At 58.9% G+C, this 21,747-nt stretch carries 15 protein-coding genes; 9 read left to right on the top strand and 6 right to left on the bottom strand.

The window, feature by feature from the left end; translation table 11 throughout:
* The first annotated feature begins 439 nt into the window (after positions 1–439).
* Complete coding sequence (locus tag ACVZUB_RS19960; protein ID WP_039972632.1) at positions 440–1,435, top strand: HNH endonuclease; 996 nt, start codon at positions 440–442, stop codon at positions 1,433–1,435.
* A gap of 3 nt (positions 1,436–1,438) precedes the next feature.
* Here the strand turns inward: ACVZUB_RS19960 and ACVZUB_RS19955 are convergent, their stop codons facing one another.
* The 4 genes from ACVZUB_RS19955 to ACVZUB_RS19940 all read right to left on the bottom strand — a co-directional run bounded on the left by ACVZUB_RS19955 (position 1,439) and on the right by ACVZUB_RS19940 (position 11,664).
* A complete protein-coding gene (locus tag ACVZUB_RS19955; RefSeq protein ID WP_482627685.1) occupies positions 1,439–2,272 on the bottom strand; it encodes an HNH endonuclease in 834 nt (277 codons plus the stop codon).
* Positions 2,273–2,456: 184 nt separating this feature from the next.
* Complete coding sequence (locus ACVZUB_RS19950) at positions 2,457–4,337, bottom strand: DNA/RNA helicase domain-containing protein (RefSeq protein ID WP_482627684.1); 1,881 nt, start codon at positions 4,335–4,337, stop codon at positions 2,457–2,459.
* A gap of 141 nt (positions 4,338–4,478) precedes the next feature.
* The gene (locus ACVZUB_RS19945; RefSeq protein ID WP_482627683.1) at positions 4,479–10,391 is read right to left on the bottom strand and encodes a DUF4011 domain-containing protein; all 5,913 of its coding nucleotides are present in this window, start codon (positions 10,389–10,391) and stop codon (positions 4,479–4,481) included.
* Positions 10,392–11,067: 676 nt separating this feature from the next.
* The gene (locus ACVZUB_RS19940) at positions 11,068–11,664 is read right to left on the bottom strand and encodes a T3SS (YopN, CesT) and YbjN peptide-binding chaperone 1 (RefSeq protein WP_007726024.1); all 597 of its coding nucleotides are present in this window, start codon (positions 11,662–11,664) and stop codon (positions 11,068–11,070) included.
* A 339-nt stretch (positions 11,665–12,003) separates the two neighbouring features.
* Between ACVZUB_RS19940 and ACVZUB_RS19935 the strand changes: the two genes are divergently transcribed.
* The 5 genes from ACVZUB_RS19935 to ACVZUB_RS19915 all read left to right on the top strand — a co-directional run bounded on the left by ACVZUB_RS19935 (position 12,004) and on the right by ACVZUB_RS19915 (position 17,839).
* Complete coding sequence (locus tag ACVZUB_RS19935) at positions 12,004–13,302, top strand: plasmid pRiA4b ORF-3 family protein (protein WP_482628542.1); 1,299 nt, start codon at positions 12,004–12,006, stop codon at positions 13,300–13,302.
* A 388-nt stretch (positions 13,303–13,690) separates the two neighbouring features.
* A complete protein-coding gene (locus ACVZUB_RS19930; protein WP_172436616.1) occupies positions 13,691–15,343 on the top strand; it encodes a sodium:solute symporter family protein in 1,653 nt (550 codons plus the stop codon).
* Between the two features lie 27 nt (positions 15,344–15,370).
* Complete coding sequence (locus ACVZUB_RS19925) at positions 15,371–15,502, top strand: putative transporter small subunit (protein WP_003941363.1); 132 nt, start codon at positions 15,371–15,373, stop codon at positions 15,500–15,502.
* Positions 15,503–15,605: 103 nt separating this feature from the next.
* Entirely contained in the window at positions 15,606–16,049 is a 444-nt protein-coding gene (locus ACVZUB_RS19920) for a MarR family winged helix-turn-helix transcriptional regulator (RefSeq protein WP_007726042.1), read from the top strand.
* Positions 16,046–17,839, top strand: a complete 1,794-nt coding sequence (locus tag ACVZUB_RS19915) for an AMP-dependent synthetase/ligase (RefSeq protein WP_030536812.1) — start codon at positions 16,046–16,048, stop codon at positions 17,837–17,839. Before ACVZUB_RS19920 ends, ACVZUB_RS19915 begins: the two co-directional genes overlap by 4 nt.
* Here ACVZUB_RS19915 and ACVZUB_RS19910 read toward each other — a convergent pair.
* On the bottom strand, positions 17,836–18,216 hold the full coding sequence (locus ACVZUB_RS19910; protein WP_030536813.1) for a helix-turn-helix domain-containing protein: 381 nt from the start codon (positions 18,214–18,216) through the stop codon (positions 17,836–17,838). The genes ACVZUB_RS19915 and ACVZUB_RS19910 overlap by 4 nt on opposite strands.
* 223 nt (positions 18,217–18,439) lie before the next feature.
* Between ACVZUB_RS19910 and ACVZUB_RS19905 the strand changes: the two genes are divergently transcribed.
* From ACVZUB_RS19905 to ACVZUB_RS19895, 3 genes are all read left to right on the top strand, one after another.
* A complete protein-coding gene (locus ACVZUB_RS19905; protein ID WP_020908376.1) occupies positions 18,440–18,685 on the top strand; it encodes a hypothetical protein in 246 nt (81 codons plus the stop codon).
* A gap of 105 nt (positions 18,686–18,790) precedes the next feature.
* Positions 18,791–20,380 carry an FAD-dependent oxidoreductase gene (locus tag ACVZUB_RS19900; protein WP_007726050.1) on the top strand — a complete coding sequence of 530 codons (1,590 nt, stop codon included), beginning with the start codon at positions 18,791–18,793 and terminating at the stop codon, positions 20,378–20,380.
* Positions 20,377–20,700, top strand: a complete 324-nt coding sequence (locus ACVZUB_RS19895; RefSeq protein ID WP_007726052.1) for a 4Fe-4S dicluster domain-containing protein — start codon at positions 20,377–20,379, stop codon at positions 20,698–20,700. The genes ACVZUB_RS19900 and ACVZUB_RS19895 overlap by 4 nt, the downstream gene beginning before the upstream one ends.
* Here ACVZUB_RS19895 and ACVZUB_RS19890 read toward each other — a convergent pair.
* Positions 20,690–21,745, bottom strand: coding sequence for a 2,3-butanediol dehydrogenase (locus ACVZUB_RS19890; RefSeq protein ID WP_003941279.1), 1,056 nt, complete (start codon positions 21,743–21,745; stop codon positions 20,690–20,692). The genes ACVZUB_RS19895 and ACVZUB_RS19890 overlap by 11 nt on opposite strands.
* Positions 21,746–21,747 lie beyond the last annotated feature (2 nt).

Here is a 21,747-nt window from a genome sequence, read left to right as displayed (position 1 = left end):
TTGCAATTGAGCATCAACTGTTTTCACTGCTACCTGCCAGAGGCATAGCTATGACAAGCACGCTTCGGCAAGCAGAGAGTCACCGACTGCCGGATCATCATCGCTGGTTGGTGGTCGATGTTGACACGTCAGGCGAACGGGCGTCACATCGCGTGCTCAGCATCGGTCCGTGGGCTGTGAACTAACTCTGTTCACACGTCGAATCCGGCGTGGACGAGCTGGACCGCTCATGCAATCGACACGCGCCCGCGAGTGATTCTTCGAGTATTGCCGAATAGGGGGTTATGCCGGCTGCCTCGGCTTTGGATGCGTGGTGGCGTCCGGAGGCGCATGATGCCACGGATTTGGGAGAGATCGTTACGGCAAGGTGCGGGTGTGTCATTTCGGGCGCCGGCTACTGTGTGAATGTTGCAGTCAACCTCGATGAGGGAAGTGGATCTTGGCGCCGTTGGCGATTTCTGAGTTTCTCGACCCGACACCAGCGGCTTTGTCAGAGCAGTGGACGTCGGTATTGGCACGCCAAATTCCTCCGCCAAAAACGAACCAAGTGAACTTTGTGCCATCCGAAGTGGTGCTGTCGCTATGCGCTTCCTTGTTGGTCGACCACAGCAGGTTCGGTAGCGGGTCCGCTCATCGTGCAGGCATGCCTGTGCAACACCTAGCGCGATTATTCAAGCGTCCACCGACCAGCTTCATCGCGAAGATGGCAAACCTCGACGGGAGTCGCAGCAACGGGGGTCGGCACGAAGTTGAAGTTGCGGCGCGGATGCTCTCAGACAGCGAGCTTCTTCAAGACGTCTACCTGCGAATCCTGCGGTCGGCCAGGCAACACGGAATCGACGAAGTTACTTTGCCGGACTTCTTGGGCCTCGAGCACGGCGAAATACTGTGGCTCGCGGGTCAAGAAGAGCTGGTGGAGAGCGAGATCGAAAAGTCATTGGAACTGACTCTCGAAAAGTGGTCTAAAGTGCGTGACGATATTCCGATAGAAACCACGCAGCGGTTGCTAACTTCCACCGTGCGTGTGGGGCAGCACCGTTTCGCAGAAGGCGTGCTTCGTAATCACCAGCACCGATGCGTGTTTTGCGGACTCAGCGCGAATATCGGCGGACGCCGCCGTCCACGACTTCTCACCGCGAGTCACATAAAACCTTGGCGTGACAGCACCGGTAGGGAACGCCTCGACCACCGGAATGGTTTCACCGCCTGCCCGACCCACGACGTCGCCTTTGACACAGGACTGATCACCGTCGACAAGGAACTCAACCTTCACTACGCACCTGGTGTCGAGAACGAGATGCTGACCGAAGGCCCGCTGCGCGCGGCGCTCGGAAAGCCACCCCTCACAGACCGTTTGATACTGCCCGATGCTGCCGACCGGCCAGACATCGCCTACCTGGACTGGCATCGTACGCAGATTTACGTCGCATCCTGAAGTTTAGGTTGTGGCCGATGAATTGGGCATCCAGGAGCAGCTTTCGCGGTGCCGGTGGAGAGCACCCCGATCTGGGTGGTGAGCTAGGTTGGCGGGCAACCGAAGTGGCATGCCATCGAGAGACTCGTACTCCGTGCCCGTCAGCTTGGGATCGACTCGGATAAGGAAATTCTCGTCCACCGTGATGCGTCGGAGATCGAACAACGTGTGGAGATCGGCACGCAGCAGAAGCCCGTTGGTTACGTGATGCGTGTTCTCACCAAAGTAGCGGTCGATATGAGCGGCTTCGAGCACTGATGGCACTGAGGTTGCGGTCATAGCGCAGGCACCGTGGTAGTTGTCCATGAGAGATTTCCGAAACGCACCCTGGCCTTGGCGAATCACGATCAAGCGCTCGGCTCGCTTGCGCATGTCCTCGCCTTGGACGTACGGGTCGTCGATTCGTGAGGGAACAACAGACGAGTCGACGGTGATAGTCGTCGCATACGGCCCGATGGTGCGGTCAGTTTGGGAGGCGAATAGTGATCGCAAGTAATCGACTTGCTGTGTGGTTTGGAATTCGCGGGGAGCTTGCGCCGTGAATGCGGTCCCGAGCAGCTTCTGCGCCTCGCCCCAGCGGGGGTCGACGGTTCTCTGTGTGTTGACCACCTGGAAGTGGAACCTGTACTTGTAGCCGTAGTTCGGATCGGTCCAAGGAAGCGTGCTTGGATCCACGACTTCCACTCCCGAGGACACAATTCCCCAGCCGGCCATGCCTGCATGCGCGACCTTGGGCTTCTCGCCGGAAAGCCAGAAGAAAACGTCGTCGCCTTGTTGGATATTGAAACGCTTGGGCATGTCCCAGAAGCTATTGGCTTGGGCGATCTCCCAGTTCTCAAGCTTATCGCCGTCTATCGGAACTATCCAAGCGGACATTTAGTCATGCACCTATCCGGTATCGCACCGGGTGGAGGCATGTCCTGTGGCGGAAGCCTGTCGGGCCGAGCTCGTTTTCTGCTAGAAGTGTGTTTCGAACGGAAGGTCAGAGGTGTTCGCTCACCAACGAACGCAAAGCTTTTCGAGTTTCTTCGTCTGTCGAGTAGATGACAGTTCCAACCATGCCTCGGGTGAGCAGAACTTTGTAGATGTTGCGGATCAAGCGGTTGAACCGGACGTCGCCGATCTTCTTGGTGTTTTTGAGATCCGGGTCGCGGTTGGCGGTGCGTACCGTGGTGAATGCGCCGTTGCGCCAGACAATGTCAGGTCCAAGAATGACACCGTTCCAGTCGTATTCGAAACCCTGTGCGGTGTAGACGCATCCAACTTGCCCGAAACCGCCGTCTTCCGTAGCCCAAAGCGGGGCCGGAGGTGCGTCTCCGATTCGTCTGTCACTCTTGCTGTTCCAGGGACGGGACCAGTTGTCGATCTCTACGTCCGGCACGAGAGTGCCATCTTTATCGGCGTTGCTCCATGGCCAGCAGTACCCGGCCGTCATGCGAGCCGAATATCCACGTTCGATCTGTTGTGACAGCAGATGTTCCATCTCCTGCGGTGTGTCGGCGATACGAACTGAGAACTGCGGATCGCCAGCCCAGGCTACGGGCTCACCTTCTGCCAGTCCGAGAAGCTGTTTGACCCAGAGAACGTACTCTTCGCTACCACCGCAACGGAATTGCTCACCGAGGTGAACGTGTTGCGTTTCCAATCCGAGAGACTTTGCATGTCGCTCGATCTGCTCCAGTGATCCCATCTCGCCGGGTCGCACCACCTGGTACTCGTCGAGCAGGAAAACGGGGACGCGTGCTGCTGCCATCAATTCGTCGAGCTGAGGACGCTCCGTTCGAAGCTCTGCCTTGGTGTAGCGGTCGACTGAGGTCTCACGGATACGGTGAGCTTCGTCGAGAACTAGTACGTCGAGTCCGTTGCGGTCAGCGGTCATGAATTGGTTGAAATACTTGAACATCTTCTGCACCCGTGGAGCGCGGGCGCCGGCGACCTTGCGAAGTGTCTGAGTGAAGGATCGGGAACCTGTGGCGTGCAATACCGTTCGACCGCGCCGCGCGAGTTCACCGACTAAGGACAGTGCGACGACACTTTTTCCACTGCCAGGCCCTCCGGTGACGATGATGATTCGCTTGTGATCGAGTTGGTGAGCTTGATCCACTGCGTGGAGTACGAGGTCGACAGCTAGTTGCTGCTCACCAAGGAGATGGAACTGCGGTCGATCGCGGACCTCGGCGGCAGCTACCTTGAGCAATTGTTGAGAGGGTGCCACTGCGGAACGGATCAAAGTATCACCGGCAGTGTGTCCGGAGGACTCAGTCGAGAGCCGAGATTTGAGGAAGGTTTGCATATCTCCGCGGTCGGCTCCGGTAAACAACCGGCCGCTGAGGGAGACGGGATACGACCGTAGTTCTGCGACGGCTGCGGGATCCGTGGCGTTGTGGAGGTAGGCCACGCCGGCAACCGCATCGGGCTGATCTGCAAGAGCCTTCGCGAAATCTGACAGATACTCGCAATAGCCCTTGACTTGTGCGACAGGGTGCAGTTTGGGGCCACCGGGCATCCCCGGCACATCGACGAGGTCAATGCTGCCTTCATATCGTTGGGCGGCCGACCATTGCTTGAGTTCCACCACGACATATGACGGTCGGCCGGTAGTCGGATGTAGTCCGGCCAGTACGACATCAGCGCGCTGAGACGTGAGAGGTAAGTGGTACTCGACCAACATCTCGACGCCGCCCAAACCGGCTTCGATCAAATCATTGGCTAGAACGGGAAGGCTGCGGCTCCACGACTTCTGCTCCGATTCACTTGCGCGCCGGCCGGTACGAAACAGCATTTGTTCCAACAGCTGTTCCACCAAGGAATCAGGATTCGCCATCGCGCCAATCCTGTTGGCAGAAGTACGAAGCAAGGTCACAGTGAGGTCCCCCAGGCAGCACGAATCGAGTCGTGCGGGTGGGGGCATGTCCGTGGCTGTGAATCACAGCGGAAGTCCGTCGGGCCGCGCTCAGTACATTAGCGGAAGCGCGGCCTGACGGATTGAGCGACTCGTGCCGCGCTACGATCCTGCGCGGTAGTGCTCATCGATCTTGATCAGCTGACCGGATTGAAGCCCGAGGTGAATGCAAGCGTCGAGTCGTTCCCGGGTTGGAGTGGTCAGTCGCTTCTGATTGAAGACTGCCAAAGTTCGACGATGCAGGGAGTCTACATCCGACTTGCTACCACAGACCGCCATCATGGCATTCACGATCTCCTCGGGCGCAATGTCCATCAAACTTCGCGTGATCTCGGCCGGGGTGGTGCGGTAGCCACGCCAGCCAATCGGGTTGAGTTCCTTCGGCCAGACAAAGTCGCCGAGTCCTGATTTTTTGATCAACTCGGCCGGAATGCAACGAACGATCGTCTCCCGTTTCCCGGCCGAGACACGGTCGAGACCGAAGCGCCGGCCGACGTCACGGGCCAAACGGTCCATCGAGATCGGGCCTTCGATGTTTACTGTTTCCCGCACTGCACTCAGGATCGTTTGCTGAACCGAGGGTGAATCCACGCGATCGAGATCACCGCGTGGTCCGAGCGTTGTTGTGGGCGCCTCCAGATACGTGGTTCCGCGTCCATCCCAATCCCGGGCAACAGGACTGGCAGGGGGCGTATCAGCTGCAGCCATCCGACCGATCAGGACGGGTTCGTCGGACACTTCAGCGGGGTGGTCGGGCTCATCCGATTTCAGCCAGCGGGTGTTGTCGGCTGAGAAGTCGACCGATATCGACACTTCGAGTTCAGCCAGCGCAGCGGCAGCGATAGCTTCGGCCTGAGCCAGTGCTGCGGCGTCGATCTGGGCTTGCCGTTCGGCCATGCGGAGCTTCGATCTGGTCAGCGCTTCCTTGACTTGTTGGACAACGGATTCGGGGTTGTCGATCCAATTGGGAAGCCACACGCGAACTGAAGCTCCCCAATGCATCATCGACTCGAGAAGCTGTGGTGTCAGATCGCGGTCAGCGACCGTCGGACGCTCAGCCCACGCCGGCCCGTCGAGCAGGATTGCGACCTGCCAACATTCGGATTCTGGTTCACGAAGAACAATGTCCAGAACAAAGTCTGACAGACCGTAATTTGCTTCGACTTCGTATCCCTGTTGGCGCAAGGCTTCACAGATCGACTCCTGGATCTGATCGGACGTGTTCTGGGGGCGTGGTTGGGACGAGGCGTTGCCGGAGCGATCAGGTTGTGCAGCGAGTTCCAGATATCCGCGAAGATGCGCCATTCCAACCGACTTGGTGCGTGAAAGATCGATGTCCGAAGGCTCGAACGAGGTGAAGATGACAACCTTTCGGCGGGCACGGGTAATGGCGACGTTCAATCGTTTCTCGCCACCAGTACGAGTCAGTGGACCGAAGTTGAGTGGCATCTTCGAATCGTCCTGCTTCTTCGAGAATGCCGTTGTGAAGAGAATGACATCTCGCTCGTCGCCCTGCACGTTCTCGAGATTCTTGACGAAGATTCCGTCTTCCTTGTCGGTGCGCAGTTGGTCGAGGACCAATGGGTCTCCGGTCTTCTCGAGCAAATCGAGCACCAGGGTCTGTTGCTGTGCGTTGAACGTGACGACGCCGATGCTTTGAGACGCCAGATTGGCATTCGACAGGCGCTGGCGAATCTCGGCCACAATCGCTTCCGCCTCGACAATGTTGGTTCGGTGCAGTTGTTTAGTCTCGCGATTGAAATGTCCCGGCACTCTTCGCCATTCGACGCCAGCTGTGGCATCGCCGCCAGGTGAAGGCAAACTCGCGAGGCGTCCCTCGTAGTACTTGCGGTTGGAGAAGGCGATCAGAGATTCGTCTTGACTCCGGTAATGCCAGGATAGCCACAGCCGTGGAACCCCAGATTCAACGGACTCCGTCAGAATGCTCTCGAGATCCTCCGGTATGACCTCGTCATCTTCAGTGACATCGTCGCCATCGCTTGCGGTCACCTGGCCGATTGCAGTCGGCGGCATTTGCTGCGAATCGCCGACGATCACGGCCGAGCGGGCGCGGCCCAGCGCGCCGATGGCTTGAGGGACAGTGACCTGCGAGGCCTCATCGAATACAACGACGTCGAATGTGGCTGATCCCGGCGGCACGAACTGAGCCAAGGACGTGGGGCTGACGAAGAAGCACGGCGTTGCTGCCAAAATGTGGTCTGAGTAGCGAGTCATCAACTGACGGAAGGTGGTTCCACCGCGCTTGGCATCGAGTTGGCGTCGAAGCTGCCCGATTTCGCCAGACAGCGCACCGGCCTTGAATAGGCGTCGGTCGAGCAATGCAGCGGGCAGGGCTGCGATCTGTTCCTCGCGTTGAGCCGCCGAGGCTCGGGCGTAGTCGAGAGTCTCGCCATCCTTGAGGGCCTTGTTGAAATTGGTGAGTCCCTGCGTTCTTCTGTGTTCGTTCAGCGAAGCAACTGCCAGGCCACGGATGAAAGCGACTTCAGCGTCCGAAGAGTTGATAGCGCCCGTGAGAAGTTCATGGGCAAAGACATTCAGCTCGGCAGTTTGCAGTGGCTCGAGGAATGTCGACATTGTCGACCACTTGCGAACGGACGCTCCCGCGTCTGCATCGATCGAAAATCTCCAGGCTTCTGAGTCGCGACCCCACGCGGACAGCCAATGGGACTCATCACACCAACGGTCGAACTCGGCGTCGCTGAACCCGAGGAGTTTCTTCCAGTTGAGCCACGCTTGTGACACCGCTGCGAGCGCATCGATGTTCTGTTGGGACACAAGACCGGACTCGACCAGGATCCGCCACATGCCCGGGTGTGCGCGGATGTAGTCACCTGACATATCGATGAAGTCGAACGCCGGCTGAAGTTGCTGTGCTGCGTCAGCGTTGAAAGGGTTCCAGACCGGGGGAGCAAATGGCCCGAGCAGGGTGCGCATGTGTTCGACAGTTTGTCGAGTCAATTCGCGTGCGCTGGAAATCGATCGCAACAACGGCAATGCGGTGTCCGGATCGATCGCCACGCCAGGCAATAGTGCCGGTGCAACATCGCGGATGAATTGCTCGGTTCGCTTCTTTTTGCCGAATATGCCCTTGCTGACCTCCTCGGCCGCTACGATTAATGGTTCGACGGAACCAGATCCGATGAAGTTCGGCATGAAAACTGCAGTGAGTGGCGCACATTGCTGTTGGAGCAGGGTCAGCTCACTGAGTAGTGAAGTGCGGGACGTTGTCCATTGGGTGCCCTGCATGCGCTCGACTACGGTCGGGTCGGCGATCATCCAGTTCGACTGCCGGCGGGCCTGCGGCAACAAGACCTCGATCTCGGCGGGAGTGCGCATCCGCTCGATGATCCGCAAAGCAGGCGGGGTCTGCTGTACGAGCGCAAGTGCGGAGTTCATCTGCGCCGAAGCGGAGCGGAACGAGTCTTCCGATGCTGCCGGATCGATCGCTCCGACGATGGTCCACGGATTGACGCGATTTATCGTGACCGACCGGGCAGCACGTTCGAATTGCTGCAATGCGTTGGTGACTGCTCGAACGCTGACCTTAGGGGACGCAACATAAGGCGCAGGAATTGTGGCCGTCGGGCCGTCGCCAAGGCTGAGGACTGTGTCGTAGGCAGTCCACAGTGTGTGCTCGACGCCGTTCTCGGTGTGAATCTTGGACGGATAGTCGTCGAGCGGGACGTGCTTGGCCCGCAACTCAGCGAGCTTTGCTGACCAGGCGCGCTGATTGTAGTGAACAGAATGATCGATCGCGGTCTTCAGCTGAGCGCGAATAGCGTTAGCGCTCTGACTCTTTCCATGTAGGTCCAGCGTGAATTCGGCCAGGCCGACCTTTGTCAGCCGCTTTTTCACCACCTCGAGGGCGGCTTGCTTCTCGGCTACGAACAACACGGTCTTGCCCTGAGCCAGAGTGTGCGCAATGAGGTTGGTGATGGTTTGTGACTTGCCGGTACCGGGAGGGCCCTCCAGGACGAAGGAGTGACCATCCGCTGCCAATGCCACTGCACGGAGCTGTGAGCCATCGGCAGGGATTGGGACGGGCACGTCGAGTTCTTTGACCGGTACAGCTTCAATCTCGGTACCGTCCGGGCGACGTGAATCTCGGAACGACTCACCAGCATGATGAGTCAGATGACGAACGATGGGGCTCTGCTCGAGAAGGTCCCAGTGATCGTCGAGGTCTTTCCACATGCCGAAAGTTCCGAACTGGCAAATGGCCAGTGACGCAGTTTCATCGATGCGGAAATCCAAGTTGTGCTCGATCATCGCCGAGCGAATGCCCTTGAGAGCTGCGTCGATGTCTATGCCGCTCTCATCGAGAGGTGGCGTCTCCAAAGAAGGAATCGAGACACTGTGCTTGAGCCGTAGCCACTCGACGAGGCAGTAGTTTGGTGTTGATGTGCCGGACGTGTCGACCACAATCCTGAAGGGGCTGCGCCCAGAGCCGCCAGTAACCTTGACGGGCAACAAAAATAGGGGAGCTCGCGCTGGCCGTCCGGTGCTGGTGGCATGCATCAATCCGCCGAATGTCAGATAGAGATTGGCGTTGCCGGTCTCCTCGAACATGGTGTGCGCGGTGCGTTGCAGGTGCTTGAGTCGGGCTGTATATACGTCGTGCTTGACGACTGCATAGATTCGCTTTCGGTCGCGTAAATAGTCGAGAACCGTTGCATCATCGATGTCTTGGGCTTGGCGTGCGCCTTGGAGTTCGTGGATCGAACTCAGTTCGTCGTGGGGAGTGAGCTCAATGGGAACGTCTGCATGCACCAAATCATCGAGTAATGCGAGTCCGCCGATGGGGACATGGAGATCGATAACTTCCCGCGACTCTTTCAAATTGAGCAGACGGTTCCGTGTACTGAGGTCAAGCAGGGATCGCTTCCATTTCTGAACTCGTGGGGGAGAAGCGTCAGTTGCATCGAAGACCGTGTCAACCGAATTCTGTTTAGTGAGAAGGTTATCGGGCAGGCTGAGGTCCGGCTGAATTTTGCCGGCGGCGGTGCGCTCGGATATTGGCGATGCGAATTCGTCGAAGGTTGGAAGCGGCCGCACACCGTCCTTGCGGGCGGATGCGATCGCGACAAGTCCATGGAGGTCGTCCGGCTGGGAGAAGTGGCGTCTAGCATGTGCCACAGCATTTTTGAAGGATCCTTCGGGGCTGCTGTCGTAGTATGCAGCTTCGACGGCTACGACTTTTCCGGAATCGAAGAGATTGGCTATCGCGTTCGACTCGAGAATGACGCTGTGTGAGAGGTGAGCTTCTTCTTGCATGAATCCAGCGAATGCATGTCCCTTGACAAGCCAGATGACCGGTCGCAGTCCGGCCGCTTCCAAACATGCTGCATAGGTGACTGCTAGATCGATGCACGTTCCGAAACGTTCATCGAGTACCTGTGCCGTCGTTCGGATCTTCTGGCCCGTTCCTTCGAACGAGGCAGGCGGATCGATATAGCGAATCTGACGGAGGCGTAGGGCTTCGTAGGTTGCTGCCGCGATCTCTGCAGCACGTTGTGGTCCGCGCTGATACCCCTCGAGTGAGGTGGAACCGGTGAGGTTGCCAAGAAGCTCGGACGCGGCGTCGAGAACATTGCTCACAGCTCGGGTGTTTGGCTGAACAAAGGCTGCCAGTGAATCGAAGAACTCGGGGGCATTGAACCACTCGTTGTGGGCTAGAACTCTAATCGGCACATTCAACGCGATGTCATCGCCCCAAAGGCGTGAGACGGTGACCGCGATGGTGGCAGGGTAGCTCTCGTTCAGTTCTCGAAGGTGCGGAACAGTTGGCACGACGGCCGCGTAGTCGTCCCAGAACGCCTCGTGACCGGGAGCGAGAGAACCGTCGACGATGTCAGTTCGAGCCGGTGAGAGTTCCTGGCCGGCACCGTGCAGTTGTACGGTTGCTTTCATATCGACGACGGGCGAATCGGAGTTGTTAGTGATCGAGAGCCCCCGTACCAGCGGTACTCCGTTGTGGACCAGAGCCAGGTTCACGGCGGGGTGTGTATGAAGTTCGATGGAGATGCCATCAACTTCCGTACGGCATCGGTCCCGTGCTGATTCACGCTCGTTCACTTTTCCTCCGAATCGTATTCCACAATTTACCCGGACGAAGATTCCAACTCCGTACGATCAAATTAATTACGTTAGGGCATGGCACTGACTGGTCTGCAGTGTCTAGGCGTTTTGCGGCACATTCCCACTATCGTTTCGCATACTTTTCATGTGAGATCTCTTATTGTCTGTGACTGATGAACGAGGGATTGCGAATTTCAGAACAGGCTGGGCGTTGCGCATTCGCCCTGTCTGCGCCTCTTGAGAAATAGGGTCTAGACCCTGAAATATTCGATCCACAAGGCACAGCTACCTGACTCCGATACCTCGGCTAGCCAGATGAATGCTGCGAGGAGCGAAACTGCAACGCCGGGTGTCACGGTCGAGGATGCGCAGATCGTAGGTTCGCGCCTGGTACCAGCGAACGCGGCCGGCTGGCGGACCGTAACGAGATAGCCGCGCTTGCATTTCACGGTATCGACCGGAATAGCGTTCGCCGCCGAAGGCTGGATGTTGTCGCTTCCGGCGGTACTGGAAAGTGGCAACAAACGTCAGCGCGCGTGCATCTCTGCAATCGCAGAGATGCACGCGCGCAATACTAGCCGTGGGTTATTGCTTACTCGCTGGGCGTCGAGGTGACCGCCCTGATGCTGAGCTCGCCGTCTGCATCATCGCCGCACGCACAGTCACAGTCTCCGCCGCAGCCACCGGTGGTGCATTCGCCGGCGTAGCTGTCGTCATCCGCGTCGCAGTCGAGGGACCCTCCGAAGGATTCAGCAAAATCGTCGTCGAGTTCGTGAGTGAAGTCGTGAACCTCGTCGATCAGGTTCAGCAGATGCTGCGGAGCGAAGGGATCGGCGTCGAGCATCGTGGAGACCAGTAGGTGGTCGCCGCTGAAGGCGAAGCGCAGGCGTGGCCATTCCTGCGCGAGTTCGATCAGTCGAGTCGCAGCGTGCGAGGGATTGCCGAGGCCCGTCAGGACCGAGGACCAGACGTTGATCTGAGGGCCGTCATCCGCAACAGTTACGTAGACGACAAACCCGTGAACCGGCACGACAATGTCGCCGTCGTCATCGGTGGCAGGCTCACTGCCCAGTAGTTCGGCGAGAGTTTGAACGCACAGGCGAACCAATTCGTCGCGCTCGTCCGTCACCAAGGCAATTGCGCCGTTGATGTGGAGGGGCTGGTCGGCGGTCGTGTCTTGGTCGCTCATGGATCCTCATGTTCTGTGCCAGTCCGAGCAGGCGCTGGGCACTGTTTTCGTGCGGTAGCTGTCAGGTCTACGGTAATCGGCGCACACTATTGTCCGCGCAGTGGATGATTGAAAATGCCTGGGCAGGTCCGCGCGATCAGGACTTTAACAGCCGACCAGCGACGTGATGCGAGCCCCGACAAATCGGACAGCCTTGTGGCAGTGAGTATCTCGGCTGTCGGTAGGTAGATCTAGCCTCCATGCATGACGGGTCAGAGAGTTCGGCGAGCTTCACATCTGCGTTTGGTAGCTGCATATCAAGCGGCGCAAAGCCAGATGAAGGTCCTTACGCCGAGGCAGATGCGGAATCAGCGTCGACGGCCGGAGGCGGCGAACTTTGTCATGCGGATCGAACTCGATTGCATCACGCCGCCTATTTGGAGACGGTTTTCGGTTCCGTCGAATATCGAACTGGACCAACTTCATTCGATTGTGCAGGCGGTGATGGGGTGGGGAGATCAACACGCTCATCAGTGGGTGAGTGTCCATCATTCAACGGACAATGGCCCAGATCGGTATATCGCGCCAGATGTGATCGAGCGCGACGGATACCAGGAAGACGAGTTTGGTGAGGACGAAGTCCGGATCGACGAGGCAGTTACCGCGGTACGGGAGTACGTCCGTTATGAGTACAACGCCCGCGCGAGGTGGAGTCACACGTTGGTTCTCGAGCAGATTGTCGAAGACCAGCCGATTCCTGAGCCATCCTGTCTCGACGGCGAGAGAGCGTGCCCGCCGGAGGATTCTGGCGGTCCGATCGGGTATCGCGAGTTCCTGAATGTGCAGGCGAGTACCGGACTGTTCGATCCCGAACGTTTTGTTCCCGCAGAGTCCAATGCAGCAGTCACCATTGCAGTGGCACTGCATAAATCGCCGCCTGTGGGAAGCTCGCTGTTCGAGAAGTTCTTGCGCCGCTTGTCTGTTCATTCCGCGCCGAAACTATTTGCCGCAGTTGCCGAAGCGGAGCTTCGTGGCGGATATGACAACTATTTCGAGGTGATGCGTGAAGGAGCAACCCGCCAACTGCTGTGGCTGCTGAACTCCGCGCGAGGTGGTGGGATTGTTTTGACGGCGTCCGGGGCACTTCCTTCGGACCATGTTGCGGCCGCCCGAGACGAACTCGATTGGGGCAGCGACTGGATCGGTGTCACGGCAGGGAGTGACTCGCAATTAGCAGTACTCGTTGAAGTCGCAAAGACACTGAGATTTGTCCGGAAACTCCGAGGCACATTGCTTCTGACTCGACTCGGCGCGTCAGTGCTTGCATATGAAGGCGAGCTGTGGCGTCACATCGTGTCGGCCATGCCGTTGGGAAAGGGTGAGTTGGCGCAGGAAGCCGGCCGAATTCTGTTCCTTACGTTGGCTGCCGGCTTGTCGGAGTCCGAACGTAGTGAAGTGATGATCGAAGGCCTCACGGCATTGGGTTGGTCGACAACAGACGGAACACGACTCGGGGACGACGATTGGACGTGGATGGTGCGAGACACTCTCGTGTACTTGCGAATGATCGGGGCGATTGTCTCCAATCCGCTGGACCAGCATGTTTCCGCCGATCCCGAGTGGGGCCGACGGTTTGCCAGGATGGTCCTGTCGATGTAGGTATGCGATCGAATCGAGCATCGATTTCAATCGATGCGGAGTTGTTATATGCGCTGGAAGCGCACGATTTTACTGCGGCGGAAACATGAATATTTTCGGGTGGGAAAATATCGGAGTTTTTGTTCGAAATTGCCATCATGCTATGGTCGATTCTCAGTTGTTGAATTGCGTGGTCGAGCCAAAAGCTTGCGCAGAAGATTTATTTTGTGGAGGTTGGGTTTCCGAAAAGACGAAGTGCGTGTTGCTAGTCAATTGAATATGTGACCGGTGTTGGTATGGCGGTCGCTCCTAGGGCGTGCAGAAACGAAGCGCAAAGATCCTGAACAGGGGTTTTGTGCTTTGCTCTGCCGATTATGTGCGAAGGATGTGGCATGTGACGGGGTCCGACATGGTCCAGTTCAGTACCTTGGTAATTGTTTCACTGCTTGTTGCTTTTTATGGTGGAACATTTCTGATTTCTCTTCGTATTGGTAAGAAACAGGAAAATGCCGACGGTTTTATGACCGCCGGAAACAAATTAGGATTTGGTGTTTCGGCCGCGAGTATGACGGCCACCTGGATTTGGGCGTCGTCGATGTACGCATCTGCCACTTCTGGCTACACCTACGGAATCTCCGGCCCCATTCACTACGGTTTGTGGGGCGCGTTGATGATTCTCTTCATTTATCCGTTCGGCCAGCGAATTCGTAAAGTGGCACCGAAAGCCCACACGCTGGCTGAGGTCATGTACGCGCGGCACGGACGCTCGAGTCAGCTGATGCTCGCGGGTTCCAATATCGTCGGCAGTCTCATCAGTTTGATGTCGAACTTCCTCGCTGGTGGTCTGCTGATCGCGTTACTTTCGCCGTTCAACTTCATCCAGGGTGTGTTCATCGTTGCGCTGGGCGTTTTGCTGTACACACTGTGGTCGGGCTTCCGCGCTTCGGTGTTGACCGACTTCGTTCAGCTGATCGGAATGCTCGGTGCGGTAGCGGTTTTGGTGCCGTTCATCTTCTTTGCGGCAGGGTTCCCGGCAGCCTTCGAATCCGGGGCAGGCAACCTCACTGCTGAGCAGGGCAACTTCTTCTCGAGCGTTGCCTTCTTCGAGCAGGGCGCGCCGTACATCGCAGCAGTTCTTGCCTACGCAATCGGCAACCAGACCATTGCCCAACGTCTGTTCGCGGTCCGCGAAGACCTGATCAAGCCCACCTTCATCACCGCAACCGTCGGATACGGCGCAACGGTCATTGGTGTCGGAATGCTGGGTGTTCTCGCTCTATACCTCGGAATCGAGCCGATGGATGGTGACGTCAACAATCTGATTCCGCAGATGGCCGCGTCGTACCTGCCCGGAATTTTGCTGGCTGTCTTCTTTGTCATGATCATCGGCGCGCTGTCATCGACGGCGGACTCGGACCTTGCTGCGCTCTCGTCCATCGTGATGACCGACGTGTACGGCCAAGCCGTCGCAGGCAAGGCCAATGCGAACCCTCGACGGATGCTGCTCATCGGCCGAGTAACGATGATAGTTGCCACGGCGGCGGCTATCTCCTTGGCAAGTCTGCAACTGAGCATTCTTGATCTGTTGGTGTTCGTCGGCGCGCTGTGGGGCGCGCTGGTGTTCCCGGTTATCGCGAGCTTCTATTGGGGAAAGGTCACCAACAAGGCCTTCACTGTGTCGGTTCTGGTGGCGCTTGCCGCCTTCTTGCCCGTCCGATTCAGTTGGGTGCCGATGGATGGGATGTTCGGGATCTTCTCCGACATCGTTGCCGTTGTCGGTATCGGAGTGGTGCTGGGGCTCATGGCATTTGGATTCTTCGGCCTGAAGGTTGCGCAGATCGTCGGTGGCCTGGCGATCGTGCTGTCCGCGCCGTTCGCAATCGGCTTCCTGCACGACTACCCAACGCTCAGCGGTTCTTTGGTGGCCTATGCCGTCAGTACCGTCGTGTGCTTTGCGATGTCCGTCAATCAGCGTGAGACGTTCGATTTCGAACTGATCAAGCAGCGGACGGGAGACTTCGACGATGACGAGCTTCCTGCCGTGGGAGCGTCCGGAAAGTAACCGTCGAGACAAGTGGAAGGGCTACGAATGAGTACAGCTCTACTGACCATTTATGTTCTGATCTGGCCGGCGTTGGTCTTGGTCGTGCTGGGAGTCATCAGCAAGGGATTCTTCAAGGATTGGGCAACTGCTCGCCGCAACGGTGAGGATCTGGTCTAACTTTTCACGCCGCCACCGACGGACTTCTTGTCGGTGGCGGCGGTCATATTGCAATCGGGACTGGGGGCAGCGTTATAGTTGCCCAGTGCAACACGACGGAGCAATGGCGCTCACCGGTCCACCAGCGGTTCATGACGAGCTGGTGCACCTGACGCGGCAGTTGATGACGGGGGATCGGCATTCCGATGACCACCCGTCGATCGCCCAGCATTCGTTCCTCTCCTTCATCGGCCGCAATGACGGATGCAAGGCCACGGAGATCTCCGAAGTCTTCGGCGTCAACCGCTCGACCATCTCGCGCCAAGTGCGCGGGTGCATCGAGGCTGGCTGGGTGTATGCCGATCCGGGATCCGTTCGTCAGGGCAATCCGCTGCACCTCACGGAGGCTGGCCGCAAATACCTCGACGCCGCCGACGCGCGTCGGCTCGACCAAGTCGCCGGCAGGCTGCACGATTGGACCGAGTCCGAGGTCGCAGACTTCGCCCGCGCACTCCACCGCTTCAGAATCAGCATCGAATCGCAGACCAACGGAGATGACACCCTGTGAGTGAGTACAGCGCCAAAGCCCAGTTCACCATCTCCGACAATGAGTCCGTGGTGCACACCGTCTTCACTCACGCCGAGCGCACGCCCGAACTGACGGTGTTCTCCCGACCCAAGGGCGAGGGTTGGGTAGATGTAACGGCTAAAGAGTTCGCCGAGCAGGTCACCGGCGTCGCAAACGGTCTCATTGCAGCCGGGGTGCAGGCAGGCGACCGCGTCGCACTCCTCTCCGCGACCCGATACGAGTGGACGCTCTTCGACTTCGCCATCTGGGCTGCCGGCGCCGCTACCGTTCCGATCTACGACTCGTCGTCTCAGGGGCAGGTCAGCTGGATCCTCGAAGACTCCGAGGCCGTCATCGCGATCGTCGAAACCGGCGCGCACGAGCAGCTGTTCCAGGACGCGCCAAGCTCTCTCAAGGCCGTCATGCAGATCGACGACGGAGCAGTCGAAAAGCTGACCGCACAGGGCGCCGACGTTGACGATACCGAGTTGAAGAAGCGACTCGCGGGCATCAAGGCCGACGATCTGGCGTCACTCGTCTACACCTCCGGCACCACAGGCCGTCCCAAGGGATGCATCCTCACGCATCGTAACTTCCTGTCCGAGGTGCGCGGGATTCTCACGGCATCGATCGGCAAGGTGGCGGTTCCGGGAAACCGAGTCCTGACCTTCCTCCCGCTCGCGCACGTACTGGCCCGCGCGGTGTCCCTTGCGACGTTCGAAGCTGGTGCGTCGCAGGCGCACTGGTCCGACTTTGCCACCATCACAACCCAATTCGAGCGTTATAAGCCCAACACCATCCTCGGTGTTCCGCGTGTCTTCGAAAAAGTTCGTGACGGCGCAGCACGCAAGGCGGAGTCCGGTGGAAAGATTCCCGGCGCGATCTTCGCCTTCGCAGAAGCCACTGCAAAGGAGTACAGCCAGGCTCTCGACAAGGGCGGTCCCTCGTTGATCCTGAAGGTGAAGCACGCAGTGGCAGACAAGCTCGTGTACTCGAAACTTCGCGCGGCTCTCGGCGGCGAGTGCTGGTTCGCGATCTCCGGCGGCGGCGCCCTCACTCCTGAACTGGGGCACTTCTTCCGTGGGCTCGGAGTTCCGATCTACGAAGGCTATGGCCTCACCGAAACCACAGCAGCGCACTGCGTCAACGTCCCGGGTGCTCAGAAGATCGGAACCGTCGGACAGCCGATGGGCGGCAACGGGGTTCGCATCGCCGAGGATGGCGAGATCGAACTCAACGGTGGAGTCGTCTTCAAGGGATACTGGAAGAACGACAAGGCCACCGAAGAGACATTCGTCAACGGCTGGATGCGAACCGGTGATCTCGGTGAACTCGACAGCGAAGGTTACCTTTCCATCACCGGACGCAAGAAGGATCTTCTGGTGACGGCGGGCGGCAAGAACGTCTCGCCCGGCCCGATGGAAGACCGTATCCGTTCGCATTCCATCGTCTCGCAGGCAGTCGTCGTCGGCGACGGGAAGACCTACATCACGGCGTTGCTGACCGTCGACCCCGAGGTGTTCGAGAAGTGGAAGGCGGAGAACGGCAAGCCTTCTGGTGCCACCGTCGCCGAACTACGTGACGACAAGGACCTTCGAGCGGAGCTGCAGAAGGCCGTCGACGACGCCAATGCCGCTGTCTCACATGCAGAGTCGATCAAGAAGTTCGTCATTCTCGATCGCGATCTGACCGAGGAAGACGGTGAGATGACAGCGACGCTCAAGATCAAGCGCAATGTCGTCGTCGATCGGTTCTCGAAAGAGATCGAAGGAATGTACGCGAAGAGCTAGGCGCGTTTGGGGAACTGCTCGCGGTAAGCCATCACGTCGTCGAGGCGGAACCTGCGGTGGGTGCCGCGTAGTTCGATCGGGAGTTTCCCGGCGTCGGCGAGTTTGCGCACATACGTGTCCGAAACGCCGAGGATCTCTGCTGCCTGCGAGGTGGTGAGGAGCTCTGCGACTGGCCCGAGGGCGACGCTGTCCCCGGCAGCGAGGTAGGTCAGGAGCTGCACGACGGCGTCGCCGACCGACGGTGGAATCTCGATCCGGACGCCGTCGAACACCAGCGTGGTCGTGTCCGCCGAGGTTGCGGCTCTCTGGGTCAGGGCCGTTTTGATTCGCTCGGCAGCATCGCCGTCGACTGCGGAAACGATGTGGTCGATGCTCACGCGGTATATCTCCGATCGAAGGCAGTGTTTCGCAAGCATAGACAGCGACAGTGTCCGTCGGCACGCTGGCTAGCGCCGTGTGCGTTGCATTACATGAGTGCCGTGAGTGGAAAACTATTTACCCACGTAGATCGGAATTCGAAGGTTTTGGCGCCCAAAGATATTCGACTCGACGCATATGTAACTCACCAAATTTGGTGTACCCGCAAGTAACATCCTGAGCGTGGCTAGACGATCGGTAACGGTGAGATTCGACGTAGAGGAACTGAGGGCCCTAGAGACCCTCCAAGAGCTCACGGGCGCGGACATTTCCAGCGTCATTCGTGAAGCTGTGATCGAGCATGCTCGTCGATGTGTTGCACAGGGAAAGCCCCGCGACATCGCCGAGCGACGCAAATCGCTGACCTTGCAGGAAGCCTTCGCCAAGTACTCCGCGTTGTGCACCGACGAGGAGCGGGAAGCGTCATAGCGACCGGTTGAGTTCACAGTGATTCTGACTGTGGCGCTGGGTAGTTCGTTCGAGGAATATTGCGGCAACAGAAGTGTTGCGTAGACCTCTGACAGGAGCTGGCCAGTGACGGACGTCCTCGAACTCTCCACCGATGTATTGGTGATCGGTGGTGGCCCCGCCGGCGCGTGGGCAGCGTTGCGCGCGGCCAAGGCCGGTGCAGACGTCGTCCTGGTCGACAAGGGCTACTGCGGAACGAGCGGCGCAACGGCCCCCTCCGGAACGGGTGTTTGGTACGTCGAACCGGATACGACTGCCCGTGAGCGGGCAAAGGCCGGTCGTGAGGCGCTCGGCGGATATCTTGCCGACCACCATTGGATGGACCGCGTCCTCGAGCAGACATACTCCAACATGGATCTCCTCGCGGTGGAGGGCAGATATCCGTTCCCCGTCGACTCCAGCACGGGCAAGCAGATCCGCACCGGCTTGCAGGGGCCTGAGTACATGCGACGGATGCGCACCTGGATTCGTCGAACCGGTGTGCGGATCCTCGATCATTCGCCGGCGCTGGAGTTGTTGGTGGACGACGCCGGGCGAGTTCGCGGAGCGGCGGGCTACCAACGCCACGAGCAACAGGATTACCGAGTCTCGGCAGGCGCGGTAGTGGTCGCCAGTGGAGGTTGTGCGTTTCTGTCCGGTGCGTTGGGTACCAACGTCGATACCGGTGACGGTGCATTGATGGCAGCCGAAGTCGGAGCGGAGTTCTCTGGGATGGAGTTCTCCAACGCGTACGGAATCGCAGCGGCCGGATCGACGATCACCAAGACGGCTTACTACGCGTACGCGACGTTCTTTCACGCAGACGGAAGCGTGCTCGAAGGTGCCGGTTCGGCGAAGGGGAGGTCCGTCATCGCCAGCACGTTGCGGAACGAGCCGGTCTTCGCGCAGATCGATCGGGCCGACGCTGAGGTGCAGCGTCGAATGAGGCTGGGGCAACCCAACTTCTTCCTGCAATTCGATCGCCGCGGAATCGATCCCTTCACCGACAAATTCGAGGTCGGCATGCTCGCTGAAGGCACGGTGCGCGGCACTGGGGGAATCAACGTCGTCGATGACGATTGCGCGTCATCCGTTCCAGGACTGTTTGCCGCCGGGGACGCTGCGACCCGCGAGCGAATCTGCGGAGGGTTTACCGGCGGGGGAAGTCACAACGCCGCGTGGGCGATGTCTTCTGGTTCGTGGGCGGGAAGCGGTGCTGCGCGCTATGCGCTGTCGGTCGGACGTGGGTCTACCAGTGGTCTTCGCGGAGCCGGAACCGTCGGATTGCGTAATCCGGTACGAACCGGGTTTGCTGCCGACGATGTGGTGAAAGCTGCTCAGGCGCAGCTGATTCCCTTCGACAAGAACTACCTCCGCAGCGGTGATCGAGTATCCGCAGCGCTCGGTGAGCTCGAATCGCTGTGGGGTGCAGTGAGTGCGGATCTGGGCGCGGATCCAGCAGGTCGGATGGCGGCGCGGCAGGCTGCCGCGATCACGGCCGTCGGTCGCTGGATGTACCACTCGACGTTGGCGCGGACCGAGACTCGGGGAATGAGCAAGCGTGACGATTATCCCGAACTCGATGGAACGCAGCATCATCACGTTCTCACCGGAGGTTTGGATTCGGTGTGGACCCGAACGTCGGAACCTGTCGGGTCTGCATTGGTGGCGTCATGATCGAGCTGGTGTCCGCGCCTGACTGCATCGGTTGCGACAAGTGCGTAGACGTTTGTCCTACAGATGTTTTCGACCGGACGCCCTCGGGCGTCCCGGTGATTGCGCGCCAATCGGATTGCCAGACCTGCTTCATGTGTGAGGCATATTGCCCGACGGATGCGCTGTATGTGCATCCGCAATCCACACCATTGGAAACGGCCGATGTGATCGAGGACGATCACATCGGCCGCTACCGAGAGAAGATCGGATGGGGCAAAGGGCGGGCACCTGGGTCCCTGACTGCGGTGGGCCCGGAGGTGCCCCGTCCGGTTACGACCTGACGAGAATCTTGACTGCAGTGTCGTTGTGCTCGATCAGAGTGGTGAATCCTTCGGAGATCAATTCTTCGAGCTGAATACGACCGGTGATGAATGGCGCCAGATCGACGACACCGTCCTGGACCATCTTGATGACCGCTTCATGGTCGCGTACGTACGCGATGGTTCCGCGTAGGTCGATTTCCTTGAGGACCAGCTTCTGCATGTCAATGGTCGCGGGCTTGCCCCAAATCGACACGTTGACAACAACTCCAGCAGGCCGGACCGTGTCGAGCATGGTGTCGAGGACCGCGTTGACGCCTGCGCACTCGAAGCCGATGTCTGCGCCGATGCCTCCGCTGAGTTCGAGGACGCGCGCTTTGACGTCTTCGGTGGTGGGATCGATGACGTAGTCGGCCACGCCACTGGAGAGCGCCTTGGCCTTGCGGGCTTCGCTGAGTTCGGTGACGATCGTCGTGACACCCAGACCCTTGAGAACTGCCGCAACGAGGAGTCCGATCGGTCCGGCTCCGCCCACAATTGCGACGTTGCCGCTTTCGGCTCCACTGCGCACGACTGCGTGATGGGCGACGCTCAACGGTTCGATGAGGGCTGCCTCGTCGAGCGGGATGTTGCCGATCTTATGGATCCAGCGACGGTCGACGACGACCTTCTCGCTGAGCCCGCCACCGCCGCCGGCCAAGCCGATGAACCCCATCTTCGTACACAGGTGGTAGTTGCCCGCCTTGCACGGGGCGCACTCGTTGCAGACGAAGTACGGCTCGACGACAACATTTTCACCGACCTCGACGTCCGTGACACCTTCGCCGACCTCTTCGACGGTGCCGGAGAACTCGTGGCCCATCGTGACCGGCGCATTCTCGTGTGAGAGTGGATGCGGGTGGCCCGGTGCGGAGATGAAGATCGGTCCCTCGAGGTACTCGTGGAGATCGGTGCCGCAGATTCCGCACCATGCGACCTTCAGCTTGACTGTTCCTGGCCGCAATTCGGGCTCAGGGATCTCTTCGATCCGGATGTCTTTCTGCCCGTGGAACCGTGCTGCCTTCATTG

The organism is Rhodococcus sp. OS5 (assembly GCF_056837585.1).
The sequence above is the reverse complement of the archived record's forward strand: the minus strand, read 5'-3'. Positions and strand labels throughout refer to the sequence as shown.